The organism is Flagellimonas sp. 2504JD1-5 (assembly GCF_053618295.1).
Window position 1 is genome coordinate 65,597 of sequence record NZ_JBSIOU010000002.1, and the last position, 15,550, is coordinate 81,146.

Annotated in this window: 13 protein-coding genes; 8 read left to right on the top strand and 5 right to left on the bottom strand. The window is 39.8% G+C overall.

Going from position 1 to position 15,550, the window contains the following annotated elements:
* Positions 1 to 34 precede the first annotated feature (34 nt).
* From ACULLG_RS09775 to ACULLG_RS09785, 3 genes are all read left to right on the top strand, one after another.
* A complete protein-coding gene (locus ACULLG_RS09775) occupies positions 35 to 2,434 on the top strand; it encodes a glycoside hydrolase family 31 protein (RefSeq protein WP_452126611.1) in 2,400 nt (799 codons plus the stop codon).
* 39 nt (positions 2,435 to 2,473) lie between these two features.
* On the top strand, positions 2,474 to 3,283 hold the full coding sequence (locus ACULLG_RS09780; RefSeq protein ID WP_452126612.1) for a M48 family metallopeptidase: 810 nt from the start codon (positions 2,474 to 2,476) through the stop codon (positions 3,281 to 3,283).
* An 85-nt stretch (positions 3,284 to 3,368) separates the two neighbouring features.
* Positions 3,369 to 4,694: an MFS transporter gene (locus tag ACULLG_RS09785; RefSeq protein ID WP_452126613.1), complete on the top strand. Its 1,326-nt coding sequence runs from the start codon at positions 3,369 to 3,371 to the stop codon at positions 4,692 to 4,694.
* Between the two features lie 82 nt (positions 4,695 to 4,776).
* Here the strand turns inward: ACULLG_RS09785 and ACULLG_RS09790 are convergent, their stop codons facing one another.
* Genes ACULLG_RS09790 through ACULLG_RS09805 form a run of 4 tightly spaced genes read right to left on the bottom strand, consistent with a single transcriptional unit; the run spans position 4,777 to position 7,724 of the window.
* Positions 4,777 to 5,502 carry a head GIN domain-containing protein gene (locus ACULLG_RS09790; protein WP_452126614.1) on the bottom strand — a complete coding sequence of 242 codons (726 nt, stop codon included), beginning with the start codon at positions 5,500 to 5,502 and terminating at the stop codon, positions 4,777 to 4,779.
* A 29-nt stretch (positions 5,503 to 5,531) separates the two neighbouring features.
* Entirely contained in the window at positions 5,532 to 6,623 is a 1,092-nt protein-coding gene (locus tag ACULLG_RS09795) for a hypothetical protein (RefSeq protein ID WP_452127961.1), read from the bottom strand.
* On the bottom strand, positions 6,604 to 7,164 hold the full coding sequence (locus ACULLG_RS09800) for a hypothetical protein (protein ID WP_452126615.1): 561 nt from the start codon (positions 7,162 to 7,164) through the stop codon (positions 6,604 to 6,606). The genes ACULLG_RS09795 and ACULLG_RS09800 overlap by 20 nt, the downstream gene beginning before the upstream one ends.
* Complete coding sequence (locus tag ACULLG_RS09805; protein ID WP_452126616.1) at positions 7,161 to 7,724, bottom strand: RNA polymerase sigma factor; 564 nt, start codon at positions 7,722 to 7,724, stop codon at positions 7,161 to 7,163. Before ACULLG_RS09805 ends, ACULLG_RS09800 begins: the two co-directional genes overlap by 4 nt.
* 343 nt (positions 7,725 to 8,067) lie before the next feature.
* Here ACULLG_RS09805 and lon point away from each other — a divergent pair, with 343 nt between their 5' ends.
* Positions 8,068 to 10,518, top strand: coding sequence for an endopeptidase La (gene lon, locus ACULLG_RS09810; protein ID WP_452127962.1), 2,451 nt, complete (start codon positions 8,068 to 8,070; stop codon positions 10,516 to 10,518).
* Positions 10,519 to 10,602: 84 nt separating this feature from the next.
* Positions 10,603 to 11,292: a (d)CMP kinase gene (gene cmk / locus ACULLG_RS09815; protein ID WP_452126617.1), complete on the top strand. Its 690-nt coding sequence runs from the start codon at positions 10,603 to 10,605 to the stop codon at positions 11,290 to 11,292.
* Positions 11,293 to 11,338: 46 nt separating this feature from the next.
* On the opposite strand, the gene ACULLG_RS09820 is transcribed toward cmk, so the two are convergent.
* Positions 11,339 to 11,719 carry a LysM peptidoglycan-binding domain-containing protein gene (locus ACULLG_RS09820; RefSeq protein ID WP_452126618.1) on the bottom strand — a complete coding sequence of 127 codons (381 nt, stop codon included), beginning with the start codon at positions 11,717 to 11,719 and terminating at the stop codon, positions 11,339 to 11,341.
* 261 nt (positions 11,720 to 11,980) lie between these two features.
* On the opposite strand from ACULLG_RS09820, the gene rpsA reads away from it, so the two are divergent.
* The 3 genes from rpsA to ACULLG_RS09835 all read left to right on the top strand — a co-directional run bounded on the left by rpsA (position 11,981) and on the right by ACULLG_RS09835 (position 15,547).
* A complete protein-coding gene (gene rpsA, locus ACULLG_RS09825; protein ID WP_452126619.1) occupies positions 11,981 to 13,813 on the top strand; it encodes a 30S ribosomal protein S1 in 1,833 nt (610 codons plus the stop codon).
* A 264-nt stretch (positions 13,814 to 14,077) separates the two neighbouring features.
* Positions 14,078 to 14,617 carry a bifunctional pyr operon transcriptional regulator/uracil phosphoribosyltransferase PyrR gene (pyrR, locus tag ACULLG_RS09830; protein ID WP_452127963.1) on the top strand — a complete coding sequence of 180 codons (540 nt, stop codon included), beginning with the start codon at positions 14,078 to 14,080 and terminating at the stop codon, positions 14,615 to 14,617.
* A 6-nt stretch (positions 14,618 to 14,623) separates the two neighbouring features.
* Positions 14,624 to 15,547: an aspartate carbamoyltransferase catalytic subunit gene (locus ACULLG_RS09835; RefSeq protein WP_452126620.1), complete on the top strand. Its 924-nt coding sequence runs from the start codon at positions 14,624 to 14,626 to the stop codon at positions 15,545 to 15,547.
* The last annotated feature ends 3 nt before the right edge of the window (positions 15,548 to 15,550 follow it).

A 15,550-nucleotide genomic window follows, 5' to 3' on the forward strand; every position in this document is an offset into this window, starting at 1 on the left:
AAGTCTTTCTTTTGTCAGTCTTAATTAGCCATATATGATTACCAATACCGAAATTGAGAAAAGAGGCAATCAGCATCCCAACCATATAACAGATTTTAAACAAGAAAGCGATAAACTTTATTTTACAACGCAAAATGGTGTTGTTCTTCAAATAACCATTTTAAGAAATAGCACCATCCGTTTTCGATATGCCACAGAATATGCTTTTGAACCTGATTTTTCCTATGCAATCAGCGAGGATGTTAGTCTGGGTTACAATGAGATTTCAGTGGAAGAAGAAGTTTCCCAATACACTGTTTCTACCTCCAAGATCAAGATTCATATCGATAAATCCAACCTAAAGATCCAAATCCATAATATTGAGGGAGTGGCTTTATTGGAAGATGAACTTGGTTTCCACTGGGAAGAAAACTATGATTATGGAGGTAACATTGTTAAAATGAGCAAGGTTTGCCATACCGGTGAAAGCTATTATGGCATGGGGGATAAGGCCTCGCATACCAATCTTAAGGGCAAGCGGGTTAACAATTGGGCAACCGATTCTTACGCATATGGGAAGGATCAAGAGCCTTTGTACAAATCCATTCCATTTTACGTAGGTCTTAAAGAAAATTTGGCCTACGGCATTTTCTTTGACAATTCGTTCAGTACCTATTTCGATTTTGCCAATGAGAAAAGAAATGTGACCAGTTTTTGGGCCGATGGAGGGGAAATGAACTATTATTTCTTCTATGGCCCTAAAATGAGCAAGGTAGTGGAAGCATATACTGATTTAACGGGAGTTCCTGAACTACCACCATTATGGGCTTTGGGATTCCATCAGTCCAAATGGAGCTATTATCCCGAAAAAAAGGTGAAGGACATTGCCTCTGGTTTCCGAAAAAGGAAAATACCCTGTGATGCCATTTATTTGGATATTGACTATATGGATGGCTTTAGATGCTTCACTTGGAACAAGAAACATTTTCCGGATCCAAAGAAAATGATTGATGAACTGGAGGAAGATGGTTTTAAGACCATTACTATGATAGATCCCGGAATCAAAATAGATCGGGACTATTGGGTATATCAAGAAGCTATGGAAAATGGATATTTCTGCCGTAGGGCGGATGGCCCTCATTTTAAAGGAAAGGTATGGCCAGGAGATTGTAAATTTCCTGATTTCACAGACCCAAAAGTCAGGGAATGGTGGGGAGAGCTGTATAAGGAAATGATAGCTGATCTTGGAGTTCATGGTGTTTGGAATGATATGAACGAACCGGCAATCATGGAAGTCCCCACCAAAACAGCAAATTTGGACGTAAGACATGATTACGATGGGCATCCATGTAGCCATAGAAAGGCACATAACGTCTACGGAATGCAGATGGTTCGCGCCACATATAATGGGGTTAAAAAGTTTATGTTTCCAAAAAGACCTTTTGTGCTTACCAGAGCGGCTTATGCCGGAACGCAACGCTATTGTGCCACCTGGACAGGAGACAATGTGGCCACGTGGGAGCATTTGTGGATTGCCAATGTACAAATGCAACGTATGTGTATGAGTGGTTATTCCTTTGTGGGTTCCGATATTGGTGGTTTTGCCGAGCAACCCAATGGTGAACTATTTGCCCGTTGGATTCAACTGGCCATATTCCATCCATTTTGCAGGGTTCACTCCAGCGGAGATCATGGGGACCAAGAACCATGGTCGTTTGGGGATGAGATTACCGATATTTTCAGAAAATTTGTTGAGTTGAGGTATCAATTGCTGCCATATCTGTATACCATGTTCTACAAGTATATCAAAGAAGGCTTGCCCATGCTTCAATCTTTGGTTTTTTATGATCAAGAGGATACCCAAACCCATTTTAGAACGGACGAATTTCTTTTCGGGGAACAGATTCTAGTTTGTCCGGTACAAGAACCCAATGCACAAGGGCGCCGAATGTATTTTCCTAAAGGAAAATGGTATAATTATTGGACTGAGGAAGTAGTTGAAGGAGGAATGGAAAAATGGGTTTCTGCTGGAATCCATTTGATTCCAATGTTTATCAGATCAGGGGCTATCATCCCTAAATATCCAGTACAACAATATGTTGGGGAGAAAGAAATAACCGAACTCCAGTTGGATGTATATTACACCGAAGGGATTGAAAAATCCGAAGTGTATGAGGACCAACAAGATGGATACGATTATAAAAAAGGTAGATATAGCCTTAGAAGGTTCAGGCTCCGCGGAAAGGAAAATGAATTGATCATACAACAATTTAAGGACGGAAACTTTATCACTCCCTACAACAAATTCAAACTAACCTTCCATGGATTGCCTTTTACTATAGGTACTGTGGAAGTGGACAATGAAAAGGTCAACCTCAAAGACATTAAGTTAAACGGGAACAATAGTATAGAAGTGGGCAAGGATTTTACCGAACTTCATATCGTTGGAAAATAATTTTTTGTATTTTCCCTAGACTAAACACTATTAATAATTATGAAGAAGTTGATTATCACAGCTGTGGTCTTTTTGGCCGTGGCAGCATGTAAGACGAATCCGTTTACGGGTAAAAGTACACTTAATTTTTACCCGAATAGCCAGATATTTCCAATGGCTTTTGCACAGTATGACCAGTTTTTAACTGAAAACAAGGTTATTGAAGGCACTTCAGATGCCCAAATGATAACAAGGGTGGGCCAGCGTATTTCCTCTGCTGCCGAAAGGTGGTTGGATGCAAATGGCTATCCTGGATATTTAAAGGATTACAAATGGGAATACAATTTGGTAAACGATGAAACAGTGAATGCTTGGTGTATGCCTGGAGGTAAGATTGTATTTTACACGGGTATTTTACCCATTACACAGACTGAAACAGGTGTTGCAGTGGTTATGGGCCACGAAGTTGCACATGCATTGGCAGATCATGGCGCACAGCGGATGAGCGCCGGAATGTTACAACAAATTGGGGCTGTAGCTGGGAATGTAGCCATTAAGGACCCTCAAAAACGAAATACGTTTAACCAAGCCTACGGTTTGGGATCAACGTTAGGAGTAATGTTACCATTTAGCAGAAGCCATGAAACAGAAGCCGATAGAATAGGACTTCAAATTATGGCTATTGCGGGGTACAATCCAGATGAAGCGGCAGAATTGTGGAGAAGAATGAAAGCCAAATCAGGAGGACAGGCTCCGCCGGAGTTCATGAGTACGCACCCCTCAAATGATACCAGAATAAATAACCTTGCTGCATGGGCGCCTGCAGCCAAACAAGAAGCTGCAAAGTTCGGAGTAACATCATTTAAGTAACCAATTTGACCAAAATAACCCTTTAGACCACTACCAACATTCTTCTAACAAAGGATGTGGGCAGTGGTTTTTTATTTGATAACATATGGCACGAGCACTCGCATTAAAAGGAAGTAAAAAACTGTTGAATGCTTGGGCGTTTTACGATTGGGCAAACTCTGTCTATAGTTTGGTGATCTCATCCGCAATTTTCCCCATTTTTTATGGTGCACTATTTAGGGTTGCTGAGATTGAAAAGGTTACCATATTTGGAGGAGAGATTGCACGAGCTCCTCTAATAAGCTATGTAACCTCACTCGCGTTTGTCTTTATTGCAATTGTAACTCCTTTGGTTTCTGGGATAGCTGATTATTTGGGAAACAAAAAGGTTTTCCTAAAGTTTTTCTGTTATTTGGGCGCCTTATCATGTATTGGGCTGTATTGGTTCTCCTTGGAGAACATTTATTTTGGGCTGATTTGCTATTTCTTTGGTTTGGTCGGATTTTGGGTAAGCTTCGCAATAAATAACTCTTACCTACCAGATATAGCATTTCCCGAACAGCAAGATGGCATTAGTGCCAAGGGTTTTTCCTTGGGTTATGTTGGAAGCGTAATTCTTTTGGTGTTCAATTTGGCCATGGTTATGCAACCAGCCGTTTTTGGAATCACGGATAGTGGGGGAGAAGTTGCAGAGATAAAAGCCATGAAGTATTCATTTATTTCAGTGGGAATCTGGTGGATATTGTTTAGCCAGTACACGTTTGCGCATCTGCCCAAAGGAAATAAAAGGGAAGGAGCACGTACCAATATTGTATTGAATGGATTTCGGGAACTTAAAAGTGTTTGGAAACAATTAGGAACCGAAACCAGACTAAAAAGGTATCTGGGAGCATTCTTTGTGTATAGTATGGCCGTTCAGACCATTATGTTGATAGCCACCTACTTCGGAGAAGAAGAAATCAATTGGGGTTCCGATAGCGAGAGAACAACAGGACTTATTATAAGTATTTTGGTTATTCAGATTGTGGCCATTTTAGGAGCGACCGTAACGGCTTTCGCTTCAAAAACATTTGGCAACATCCGAACCTTGGTCGTTATCAATATTTTTTGGATTCTTTTATGCGTTTATGCCTATTTCTTGCAAACTCCAATGGATTTCTACATTGCTGCAGGGTTGGTAGGTATCGTTATGGGTGGAATCCAAGCACTTTCCCGTTCTACCTATTCCAAATTTTTACCCGAGACCACTGATACCACATCTTTTTTCAGCTTTTATGATGTTGCTGAGAAAATAGGAATTGTTATTGGTACTTTTTTATATGGAGCGGTTGCCCAGCTTACCGGAAGTATGCGGGACAGTACTATCTTTTTGGGCTTATTTTTTCTTGTAGGCGTTCTGCTATTGCTTAGGGTGAACAAAGTAAGGAATTGAAACACAAAAAAGCCCCGACCTTAAGGTCGGGGCTTTTAAGTTTTGATTGGAAATAAACTCCTGAACCGGCTCAAAAGAAGATTTATCCCTTGGATATATCTCCTGAACCAGAAGCCTTGCTTTTAATTTTTTCTGGATTTCCACGATAATGAATATCTCCTGAGCCTGAAACCTGCGCATTAATGGATTGATTTGCAGTTACCCGCACATCTGCCGATCCGGAAACCTGGGCAGATACATTTTCAGCTTCCAGTTCATAAGCGCTTACATCACCTGAACCGGATACCTGAACGCTAAAATCGTTTGCTTTTCCGTTCAGTCTGATATCGCCTGAACCAGAAAGCGCAGCACTAACACTTTCCGCCTGTACTGAAAGGGTGATATCCCCTGAACCGGACATGCGGGCACTGAACTCATCCGATTTTAATGTGGTTTTGCCAACAATATCCCCCGAACCGGAAAGTGTTACAGCGTTTATACGCTCGACAGGAACTGTGATATGAATGCCGCCATTCCAGTTGGAAGGTCTTAAATTCACCCCTTTTTCAACCTTAATGACCAATTTTCCATTTTTCACCTCTGTTTTGATGTACTCCAACAAGTTGGATTCTCCTTTTAAAGTCAATTCACCTTCTTGGCCACTAACAAGTTCTACATCGAACCAGCCCGCCAGGGCGACTTCATCATAATCGCCCACAGAGCGATCTATGGTGACCACATCACCATTTCCTTTTACTCTTTTTCCCCATTGCGCACTTGTAATTGTTACCATACTTAGTGCTAGACCTAATGTGATTAATTTTTTCATGATCTGTGTTTTAAAGTTGTTTTTTGATTTTAGTTTTGATTAAAAGTTACCCCTCCATAATCACTGGTAATTTGGATAACGTTACCTGAATTATCACTGCCGTAATAGCCGTTATAGTATTTCTCACTTGATTTTTCCTTGCTTACTTGAATTTCGAAATTACCCATGCCACTTACACCGGCATATTCGGTGGAAATGTCAAAATCGAAGTGATATCCAGAGTTGTACCCTATTTTGATGCCTGTATAATCCGTTTTGATGTTCACATCGCCAGCATCGGCGGCCAACTCAGTAATTTTTATTGATCCATAGTCGGAGTTAATATTGACATCGCCATGAACGGTTCCAAGTTTGACCCCGATATAGTCTCCATTTCCATTTACACTGTTAACTTCTTTTGCTTCTATAGAACCATAATCGCTGGAGTATTCCAAGTTGACCATTTCATTGATTACCGCGTTGGTGTAATCCGCTTTTACAACTAGATCTCCTGCTTTCTCAATGGTAAATCCAGAGTAGTCCGCTATGATTTCCGCACTGTTGATGTACTCAAAAGTTGATCTTGAGGTGTAATCGAATTTGAGCTCGTTGTTTCTACCACGAAGCTCACCGATATCAATTTTCCCGTAATCACAGTTGATTTTGGCATGGCCATCGATACGATCAACATAAATGTTCCCATAATCATTGCTCAAATGAATACTATTTTTAACAGGTAATTTTATCGTATAATTGACTTGAACGTTCACATTGTTACGTTTTCCCCAGTTCCAGCCCCAGTTATTGCCTTTATCTCCAAATCGGGTTCTAGCCGAAACAAGACTGCTGCTGGTCTCAAAATCTACATCTATTTCATTCAGCCTTTTTTGTACTCTTTCTTCATTGTTACCGTTTGTTTTGATATGAATTTCGATAACCACCCTGTCTTCGTTCCAAGAAGTCAGATTTAGATTTCCATAGCTGTTTTTTACTTTGAACAAAGCATCGGAATTAACATCAAACTCTTTTTTAATGGTTTTTTCCTTGGTGTACTTTCCTTTTAATTTTCCGGTGTTGGCAACTACCGCCAGCGGAAGAAGAAGAAATGCCAAAAGGGCATATTTATATAGTAAAGTTTTCATCATTGTATGATTTTAAATTCTTAATGTTTTCAATATTGGTCAATACTTCTTTTAATAAATCTATTCTAGTTTGGAAGTTGGTGATCATGGCATTGAGTATGATCTTACTATTTCCTCCATTTACAAGCTCTTGCTCCAAAGTGTTGTAATTGTCCTCCAGTTTTTTCAATTGAAATAAGGTGTCATCTACCAATTTGGCCGTTTCAGGCGATCTACCATCTTTCAATTGTTGTACCTGTTCTTCAATGAGGTTTGCAAAGTAAAATTCGGTCTTTGATACCTCTGGAGAAATTTCCACCACCTGTTCCTTCAATGAGGGTTGCGTGTTAAAAACCTTAAGACCCAACACACATAACAGAACTATGGATGCTGCAATGGATAGTGGTTTCCACCAGCTTGTTTTTTCCTTTTTTAAAGTAACAACCCCGTTGGATTGGTTCAATTTCTCCAAAAACCGATTTTGATGTCCGCCTTTGGGTTCTTCGATGTCAAATTCTCCTTGAAGTCGCTCAAACAGTTGTTCCAAATCATCCTTGCTCATAATACTGCATTTTGGGTCAATTTTTTTCTCAAGCTTTCTTTAGCCCTTGAAATCGTTGTTCTACAATTGGCATAACTAATATTCATAATGCCACTGATCTCCTCATAGTCGTAACCTTCGATTAAATGTAAGGTCAAAGAAACTCTGTAATTGTCTTTTAAACTTTTCATGGTTTCCATCACTTCTTGAGCCTTCAGTTCAGTATAACCATTGTGATTTAAAGCAACTTCATCATTATCTTCGACCTTGTACATTACTTCATCCAAATCCACAGCTTTTGTTTTTTGCTGTTTTCGGTAATGATAAATACTGTTGTTGATCACAATTCGCTTTAACCACGCCCCGAAAGTGACATCCCCTTTAAATGTGTGCAGTTTCGTGAACGCGTTCAAAAATGATTCCTGCATCACATCTTCAGCTTCTGCCGAGTCCTTTACAATTCGAAAAGCAGTGTTGTACATCGCCTTGTAATATCGATTGTAAACTTCCAATTGCGCACTTTGGTTCCCTTTTAGGCACGATTGAAGCAGTGCATCAGTATGTTCATTTTGGCGGCTCAAAAAATGAATGGTTTGTCTTATAGATTGTTGAATTTATCAATTGTTACACTTTTGACCGAAATTGTTTGTAATAAATGTTGGATTTTGATTGAAGGATGTTCAAAAGGCAAAGGTGAAAGGTTAAGGAGAAAGGTGACTAATAGATTGGGTAAAAAGTGGCTTTTCACTAAAAACCATTAACCATTAACTAATAATCACCTTGGCACAAGAATTGTCTTTATACAATTGAAAAAAGGACCAAACACCATCGTATTGCTTACTTTTAAGCAGTTACGATGGAATTGGACAAATGAAGAAAAGAAAAACAGAGGTCATTAATGACAAAATGACCGAAAATGATGATATGGGAGAAATAAAAATTTCAACTTTTGACAATATGTCTCTGCAGGGTTTGGATGAGGATGCGGAATTAATACCATTGCTTACTCCAGAAGATGAGGAGGAAATGAACAGAGAAGTTCTTCCTGAGACGCTTCCGGTGTTGCCATTACGAAATACAGTGCTGTTTCCAGGTGTGGTTATTCCAATTACTGCGGGAAGGGATAAATCCATAAACCTTATAAAGGATGCCAATAATGGCACAAAAACCATTGGAGTAGTATCCCAAAAAGATGAAGAGACCGAAAATCCTGGAATCGAAGATATAAACACTTTGGGTACTGTGGCAAGAATTCTTCGGGTGCTACAAATGCCAGATGGTAACACTACGGTAATTATCCAAGGGAAAAAACGTTTCGAGATTGCCGAAATGGTAACTGAAAAGCCGTATTTCACGGCAACGGTGCGTGAAGCTGCGGAGGAGCGTCCAGATGAAACCAGCGAAGAGTTCGCTGCCATCATCGATTCCATCAAAGAATTGGCCTTTAAAATCATCAAGGACAATCCTAACATTCCAAGCGAGGCAACTTTCGCCATCAAAAATATTCAGAGTAATTCGTTCCTAATCAATTTTGTGTCTTCCAACCTCAATTTAAGCGTTGCCGAGAAACAAAAATTACTGGAAATTCCCAATCTTCAAAAGCGAGCATTGACCACTTTGAAGTATATGAACCAGGAACTTCAAAAGCTGGAATTAAAAAATGACATTCAGTCCAAGGTGCGAAGCGACATGGACCAACAACAGCGGGAATATTTTCTACATCAACAAATGAAAACCATACAAGAAGAACTTGGCGGGGTTTCATATGAAGAGGAAGTTGATGAAATGCGGATCAAGGCTCAAAAGAAAAAGTGGAGCAAAAAAGTAAAAGAGCATTTTGAAAAAGAACTTTCGAAAATGCAGCGCATGAATCCACAGGTGGCCGAATATTCCATCCAACGAAATTATCTGGATTTGTTCTTGGATTTACCATGGGATGAATTTTCCAAGGACAAATTTGATTTAAAACGCGCTGAGAAGATTTTGGACCGTGACCATTATGGACTTGAAGATGTAAAAAGAAGGATTATTGAATATTTGGCGGTATTGAAACTCCGAAACGATATGAAATCGCCCATTCTATGTCTTTATGGACCTCCCGGAGTAGGTAAAACTTCCTTGGGTAAATCTGTCGCCGAGGCATTGGGAAGGGAATATGTGCGCATGTCCCTTGGAGGACTTCGTGATGAAGCAGAGATACGTGGTCACCGTAAAACCTATATTGGCGCCATGCCAGGACGAATTGTTCAAAGCATCAAAAAGGCAGGTACTTCGAATCCCGTGTTTATTTTAGACGAAATCGATAAGTTATCAAGCAGCCATCAAGGGGACCCCTCTTCGGCAATGTTAGAGGTCCTTGATCCTGAACAAAACAGCGAATTCTACGATAACTTTTTGGAGATGGGCTATGACCTTTCCAAAGTGATGTTTATTGCTACAGCCAATAATTTGGGTACAATTCAGCCTGCTTTGCGTGATCGTATGGAGATTATCAATGTGACAGGATATACGATCGAAGAAAAGGTGGAAATTGCTAAAAAGCATTTGCTTCCCAAACAACTAAAAGAGCACGGACTTTCCACCAAAGATTTAAAGATTGGAAAACCCCAATTGGAAAAAATTGTGGAAGGATACACCCGCGAATCCGGTGTGCGAAGTCTGGAAAAGCAATTGGCGAAAATGGTGCGCTACGCAGCCAAATCTATTGCCATTGAAGAAGAATACAACATTAAAATCACCAATGAAGATGTCGAAAAGATTCTCGGTCCGGCCCGTTTGGAACGCGATAAATACGAGAACAATGATGTGGCTGGAGTAGTTACGGGCTTGGCATGGACAAGTGTTGGCGGGGACATCCTTTTTATTGAATCAATACTTTCCAAAGGAAAAGGAGCGTTGAACATTACCGGAAACCTTGGGAAAGTGATGAAGGAGTCGGCCACCATTGCCATGGAATACATCAAATCCAATGCGGATACCTTCGGTATAGATTCAGGAGTGTTTGAAAAATATAATGTGCACATTCATGTTCCCGAAGGTGCCACACCCAAAGACGGACCAAGTGCGGGTATAACCATGTTGACTTCATTGGTATCCCTGTTCACACAAAGAAAGGTAAAGAAAAGTTTGGCCATGACGGGTGAAATTACCCTAAGGGGTAAGGTATTACCTGTGGGCGGAATCAAAGAGAAGATTTTAGCTGCCAAAAGAGCACGTATTAAAGAAATTATTCTTTGTGAGGATAACCGTAAGGATATTGAAGAAATAAAAGAAGATTATTTGAAAGGACTCACCTTCCATTATGTGACCGATATGAGCGAGGTCATCGACATTGCGGTTACCAAAACCAAAGTTAAGAACGCCAAAAAATTATAGCAGCGATAGAGAAATTATCCCCTTGAGGAAACTTTTGGGGTGTTCTTATATCGTAGATTATCCCTGCTTCCGTATTTTTGAACTATGGGAAAAATTACCATAGCCATAGATGGCTATTCTTCAACTGGGAAGAGTACGATTGCAAAGCAATTGGCCAAAGCACTCAACTACATTTATGTGGATACTGGCGCAATGTACAGGGCGGTTACGCTTTATGCCCTTCAAAACAAGTTTGTGGGAAGTGAGGACAATATTGAGGCATTGGTCAACGATTTGCCCAATATAAATCTAAAATTTGTTCCCAATACCGATTTGGGGGTTTCAGAAATGCATTTGAATGGAAAAAATGTGGAAGGTGAAATCCGAAATATGGAGGTTTCCGGTCACGTGAGCAAAGTAGCCACCATTCCCGAGGTTAGACACAAATTGGTGGAAATGCAAAAACAAATGGGTACTGAAAAAGGCATTGTGATGGATGGAAGGGATATAGGAACCGTGGTTTTCCCCAATGCTGAATTAAAGATATTTATGACGGCCTCTCCCAATGCACGTGCCACCCGCAGGTACAAGGAGTTGTTAGATAGGGGTGAAGATGTTTCCTTTGAAGAAGTATTGGAAAATGTGCAAAAACGGGATTTTATCGATTCCACCCGGAAAACTTCCCCGTTACGCAAGGCCGAAGATGCTATCGAATTTGACAATAGCGATATGGGACTCGAGGAGCAGTTTGAGCGTATTTTTGACTATACCAAAAGAATTATAGAAGCACAATAAAAAAAAGCCACTTTAAAGTGGCTTTTTTTTATTCTTATCGAGAAGACTAAAGGTTTGGAATCACCAAAACCTGGTCTGGGTGAATCAAATCCGGATTTTTAAGGATATTGGTATTGGCCTCAAAAATCTTATTGTATTTCATAGCGTCACCATAGTAATGCTTGGCAATTTTGCTTAAAGATTCCCCGCTTTGCACGGTATGTCTGTGATAAACAGAGTCATCAGAAACTGAAATATTTGCTTTAATATCGCTTGGGCTTTCTCCACCAATCTCCTTGATTTTATCCCAAATGGCATTCTTTTCATATGGAGTATTTGCCTCTCCTTTTATCTTTAAAACGCCGGCGTCTTCAGAAACATCGCCATTTTTAATGGCCAATTGCTGACCAAGGTCCAAAACTGCTTGGTATTTTGCTTTTACACTCATAATATGCTGTATTAATTTAATGGTTAATAGTAAGAAACAAGATATGCATAAAAGTCACATTTTGGATTAAAATTTCATTAATTATCGATGTAAGTGGACAAGAGGGGAATAAGGGTTTGTAAAACAAGGAATTAATTGTATTTTTGCACTCCTTTTTAGCAAAGCAGCAGGAGAAAAAAGGATGACATAAAAAACGATAACAACTTCCACAGCGATTGTTTAACTCCTGTAGACTTGTGGAATACAAATTAGAATCAGCAGATGGCTGAAGAAAAAGCAAAAGTTGAGGTAGAAGAAACTACAGCAACTGTAGAAGTAAAAGAAGAAGTTCAGACCCAACAAGATCCTAAGGAATTTTTGGAAAGTTTCGATTGGGACAAGTATGAGGAGGGAATTGAAAAAGTTGATGACAGCAAGTTAAACGAGTTTGAAAAACTTGTTGAGGAAAACTTTGTGGATACTGCCGACGAAGAGGTTGTTGAAGGAAAAGTTGTCCACATGACCGATCGCGAAGCAATCATCGACATCAATGCCAAGTCCGAAGGAGTTATCTCATTAAATGAGTTCCGTTACAATCCTGATCTTAAAGTAGGAGACAAAGTTGAGGTCCTTATTGATATCCGTGAAGACAAAACTGGTCAGCTGGTATTGTCACACAGAAAAGCAAGAACCATCATGGCTTGGGACAGAGTTAACGCTGCCCATGACAAAGAAGAAATCGTAACCGGTTTTGTAAAATGCAGAACCAAAGGTGGTATGATCGTAGATGTATTTGGAATCGAGGCGTTCTTGCCAGGTTCTCAAATCGATGTGAAGCCTATCCGTGATTACGATCAGTATGTTGGTAAGACAATGGAATTCAAAGTGGTGAAGATCAACCACGAATTCAAAAACGTAGTTGTTTCCCATAAAGCGCTTATCGAAGCCGATATTGAAGAGCAGAAGAAGGAAATCATCGGTCAGCTTGAAAAGGGTCAAGTACTTGAAGGTATCGTGAAAAACGTTACTTCTTACGGTGTATTTATCGACCTTGGAGGTGTTGACGGATTGATCCACATCACTGACCTTTCTTGGAGCCGAATCAACCACCCGAACGAGGTTGTTGAATTGGATCAGAAATTGAATGTTGTAATCCTTGACTTTGATGACAACAAATCAAGAATCCAGTTAGGTCTTAAGCAATTGGAGAAACATCCATGGGATGCCTTGGGTGATGAGATCAAAATTGGTGATAAAGTAAAAGGTAAAGTAGTAGTTATTGCTGATTACGGTGCCTTTATCGAAGTTGCCGAAGGTGTTGAAGGTTTGATCCACGTTTCTGAAATGTCTTGGTCAACCCACTTGAGATCTGCACAAGATTTCGTAAAAGTTGGTGACGAGGTTGAAGCTGTTGTGTTGACCTTGGATAGAGAAGACCGTAAAATGTCATTGGGTATCAAGCAATTGACTCCAGACCCATGGACTGATATTACTTCTAAATACCCAGTTGGTTCTCGTCACAAGGGAATTGTTAGAAACTTTACCAACTTCGGTGTGTTTGTTGAAATGGAAGAAGGAATTGACGGATTGATTTACATCTCCGACCTTTCTTGGACCAAGAAAATTAAGCACCCATCTGAATTTGTTACTGTAGGTGACACTTTGGAGGTTGAAGTATTGGAATTGGATGTCGAAGGACGCAAATTAAGCCTTGGTCACAAGCAAACCACAGAAAACCCTTGGGACAAGTACTCTAAAGAGTTTGCCGAAGGAACTGTGCATAAAGCCTCAATCGCAGAAGTTGTTGACAAAGGAGCTACTGTAAACTTCAATGATGACATCGTAGGATTTGTTCCTTCACGTCATATGGAAAAAGAAGATGGTAAAAAACTTGTTAAAGGAGAAGAAGTTGATTTCAAGATTATTGAGTTCAACAAAGACTTCAAACGAGTTGTGGCGAGTCACACTGCAATCTTTAGAGAGCAGGAAGAAAGAAATGTAAGATCTGCCAAAAAGCGATCTGCATCTTCTGACGAAGCTGCACCTACTTTAGGTGATGCCAATGCGCAGTTGCAAGCATTGAAAGACAAAATGGAAGCTGATTCCAAAAAATAATCAGACTTTCTTTAAATAATAAAGGCCTCGTTGGAAACAACGAGGCTTTTTTATGTCTCGTTCTTAAAAAAATGAGGTCATTGAGCGTAGTAGAAATGACACCGAAGTAAGCAAATTGAAGGCGAGAATTAAAACATTTGTGCAAATTCGTGTAATTCGTGTCAAACCATTGAATTTTTTTGTTGCACTACTAAGGTCAGCTTCAAGGTATGTTTCAAAAGAAATTCTTTACTTTTGCATACAATTGAGTTGGCAGCACAGCAAATGAGTCAAAAAGTACTTCTTACTTCCAAAGAAATCAACATCATACTTCACCGTTTAGCCTGTCAACTTCTTGAAAACCATTTGGATTTTAGTAACACGGCATTAGTAGGCATTCAACCTAGAGGGGTTTATTTGGCCGAACGCTTGGCGAAAATCCTTCGTGAAGATTATAAAGTGAAGGATATTGAACTCGGTTTTTTGGATATCACTTTTTATAGGGATGATTTTGGAAGAGGAGAAAAGACATTAAAAGCAAATACCACAAAAATTGATTTTTTGGTTGAGGACAAAAACGTTGTCTTAATAGATGATGTGCTATATACTGGAAGAAGTATAAGAGCAGCATTGACTGCCATTCAATCCTTTGGAAGGCCTTCAGATATTGAGTTGTTAACCTTGATTGACCGAAGATTCAGCAGACATTTACCCATTCAGCCCAATTATCGGGGTAGACAAGTAGACGCCATAAACCAAGAAAAAGTAAAGGTCATGTGGGAAGAAAATGATGGAAAGGACATTGTGTATTTAGTAAGCAAATAATAAGAAATGAGTGAATTAAGCGTAGATCATTTGCTAGGCATAAAATATCTTGACAAAAAAGATATCGCACTCATTTTTGAAACGGCCGATCATTTTAAAGAGGTCATCAATAGATCCATTAAAAAAGTACCTACCCTCCGAGATACGACTATTGCCAACATTTTTTTTGAAAACAGTACACGAACAAAACTCTCTTTTGAACTGGCTGAAAAACGACTGTCTGCAGATGTAATCAACTTTTCTGCCTCTCAATCCTCGGTCAAAAAAGGAGAGACCTTGATTGATACGGTAAATAACATCCTGTCCATGAAAGTGGATATGGTGGTGATGCGACATCCCAATCCGGGAGCAGGTATATTTTTATCAAAGCATGTGGATGCCTCAATCATAAATGCCGGAGACGGAGCCCATGAGCACCCGACCCAAGCACTGCTCGATTCCTATTCCATAAGAGAAAAATTAGGGAACATAGCAGGCAAAAATGTGGTCATTGTCGGCGACATTCTGCATTCCCGTGTTGCTTTATCCAATATCTTTGCATTAAAGCTGCAAGGGGCGAACGTAAAAGTTTGTGGCCCTAAAACCTTGATTCCAAAGCATATAGAATCATTGGGAGTTAAGGTTGAAACAAACCTTAGAAAAGCTCTGGAATGGTGTGATGTAGCTAATATGCTCCGTGTACAAAATGAGCGCATGGATATTAGCTATTTCCCTTCCACAAGAGAATATACCCAACAATTTGGGGTCAATAAGCAACTATTGAACAGTTTGGACAAGCAGATTGTGATTATGCACCCAGGACCAATAAATAGGGGTGTGGAAATCACAAGTGATGTAGCAGATTCGGACCAGTCCATCATCTTGGAACAAGTTGAGAACGGAGTGGCGATTCGTATGGCAGTAATGTATTTATTGGCGGCAAAAAAATAATAG

Coding starts and splice junctions, on each gene's coding strand:
- ACULLG_RS09775 (WP_452126611.1), top strand. CDS start 35: ATGATTACCAATACCGAAATTGAGAAAAGAGGCAATCAGCATCCCAAC.
- ACULLG_RS09780 (WP_452126612.1), top strand. CDS start 2,474: ATGAAGAAGTTGATTATCACAGCTGTGGTCTTTTTGGCCGTGGCAGCA.
- ACULLG_RS09785 (WP_452126613.1), top strand. CDS start 3,369: ATGGCACGAGCACTCGCATTAAAAGGAAGTAAAAAACTGTTGAATGCT.
- ACULLG_RS09790 (WP_452126614.1), bottom strand. CDS start 5,502: ATGAAAAAATTAATCACATTAGGTCTAGCACTAAGTATGGTAACAATT.
- ACULLG_RS09795 (WP_452127961.1), bottom strand. CDS start 6,623: ATGAAAACTTTACTATATAAATATGCCCTTTTGGCATTTCTTCTTCTT.
- ACULLG_RS09800 (WP_452126615.1), bottom strand. CDS start 7,164: ATGAGCAAGGATGATTTGGAACAACTGTTTGAGCGACTTCAAGGAGAA.
- lon (WP_452127962.1), top strand. CDS start 8,068: ATGGGAGAAATAAAAATTTCAACTTTTGACAATATGTCTCTGCAGGGT.
- cmk (WP_452126617.1), top strand. CDS start 10,603: ATGGGAAAAATTACCATAGCCATAGATGGCTATTCTTCAACTGGGAAG.
- ACULLG_RS09820 (WP_452126618.1), bottom strand. CDS start 11,719: ATGAGTGTAAAAGCAAAATACCAAGCAGTTTTGGACCTTGGTCAGCAA.
- rpsA (WP_452126619.1), top strand. CDS start 11,981: ATGGCTGAAGAAAAAGCAAAAGTTGAGGTAGAAGAAACTACAGCAACT.
- pyrR (WP_452127963.1), top strand. CDS start 14,078: ATGAGTCAAAAAGTACTTCTTACTTCCAAAGAAATCAACATCATACTT.
- ACULLG_RS09835 (WP_452126620.1), top strand. CDS start 14,624: ATGAGTGAATTAAGCGTAGATCATTTGCTAGGCATAAAATATCTTGAC.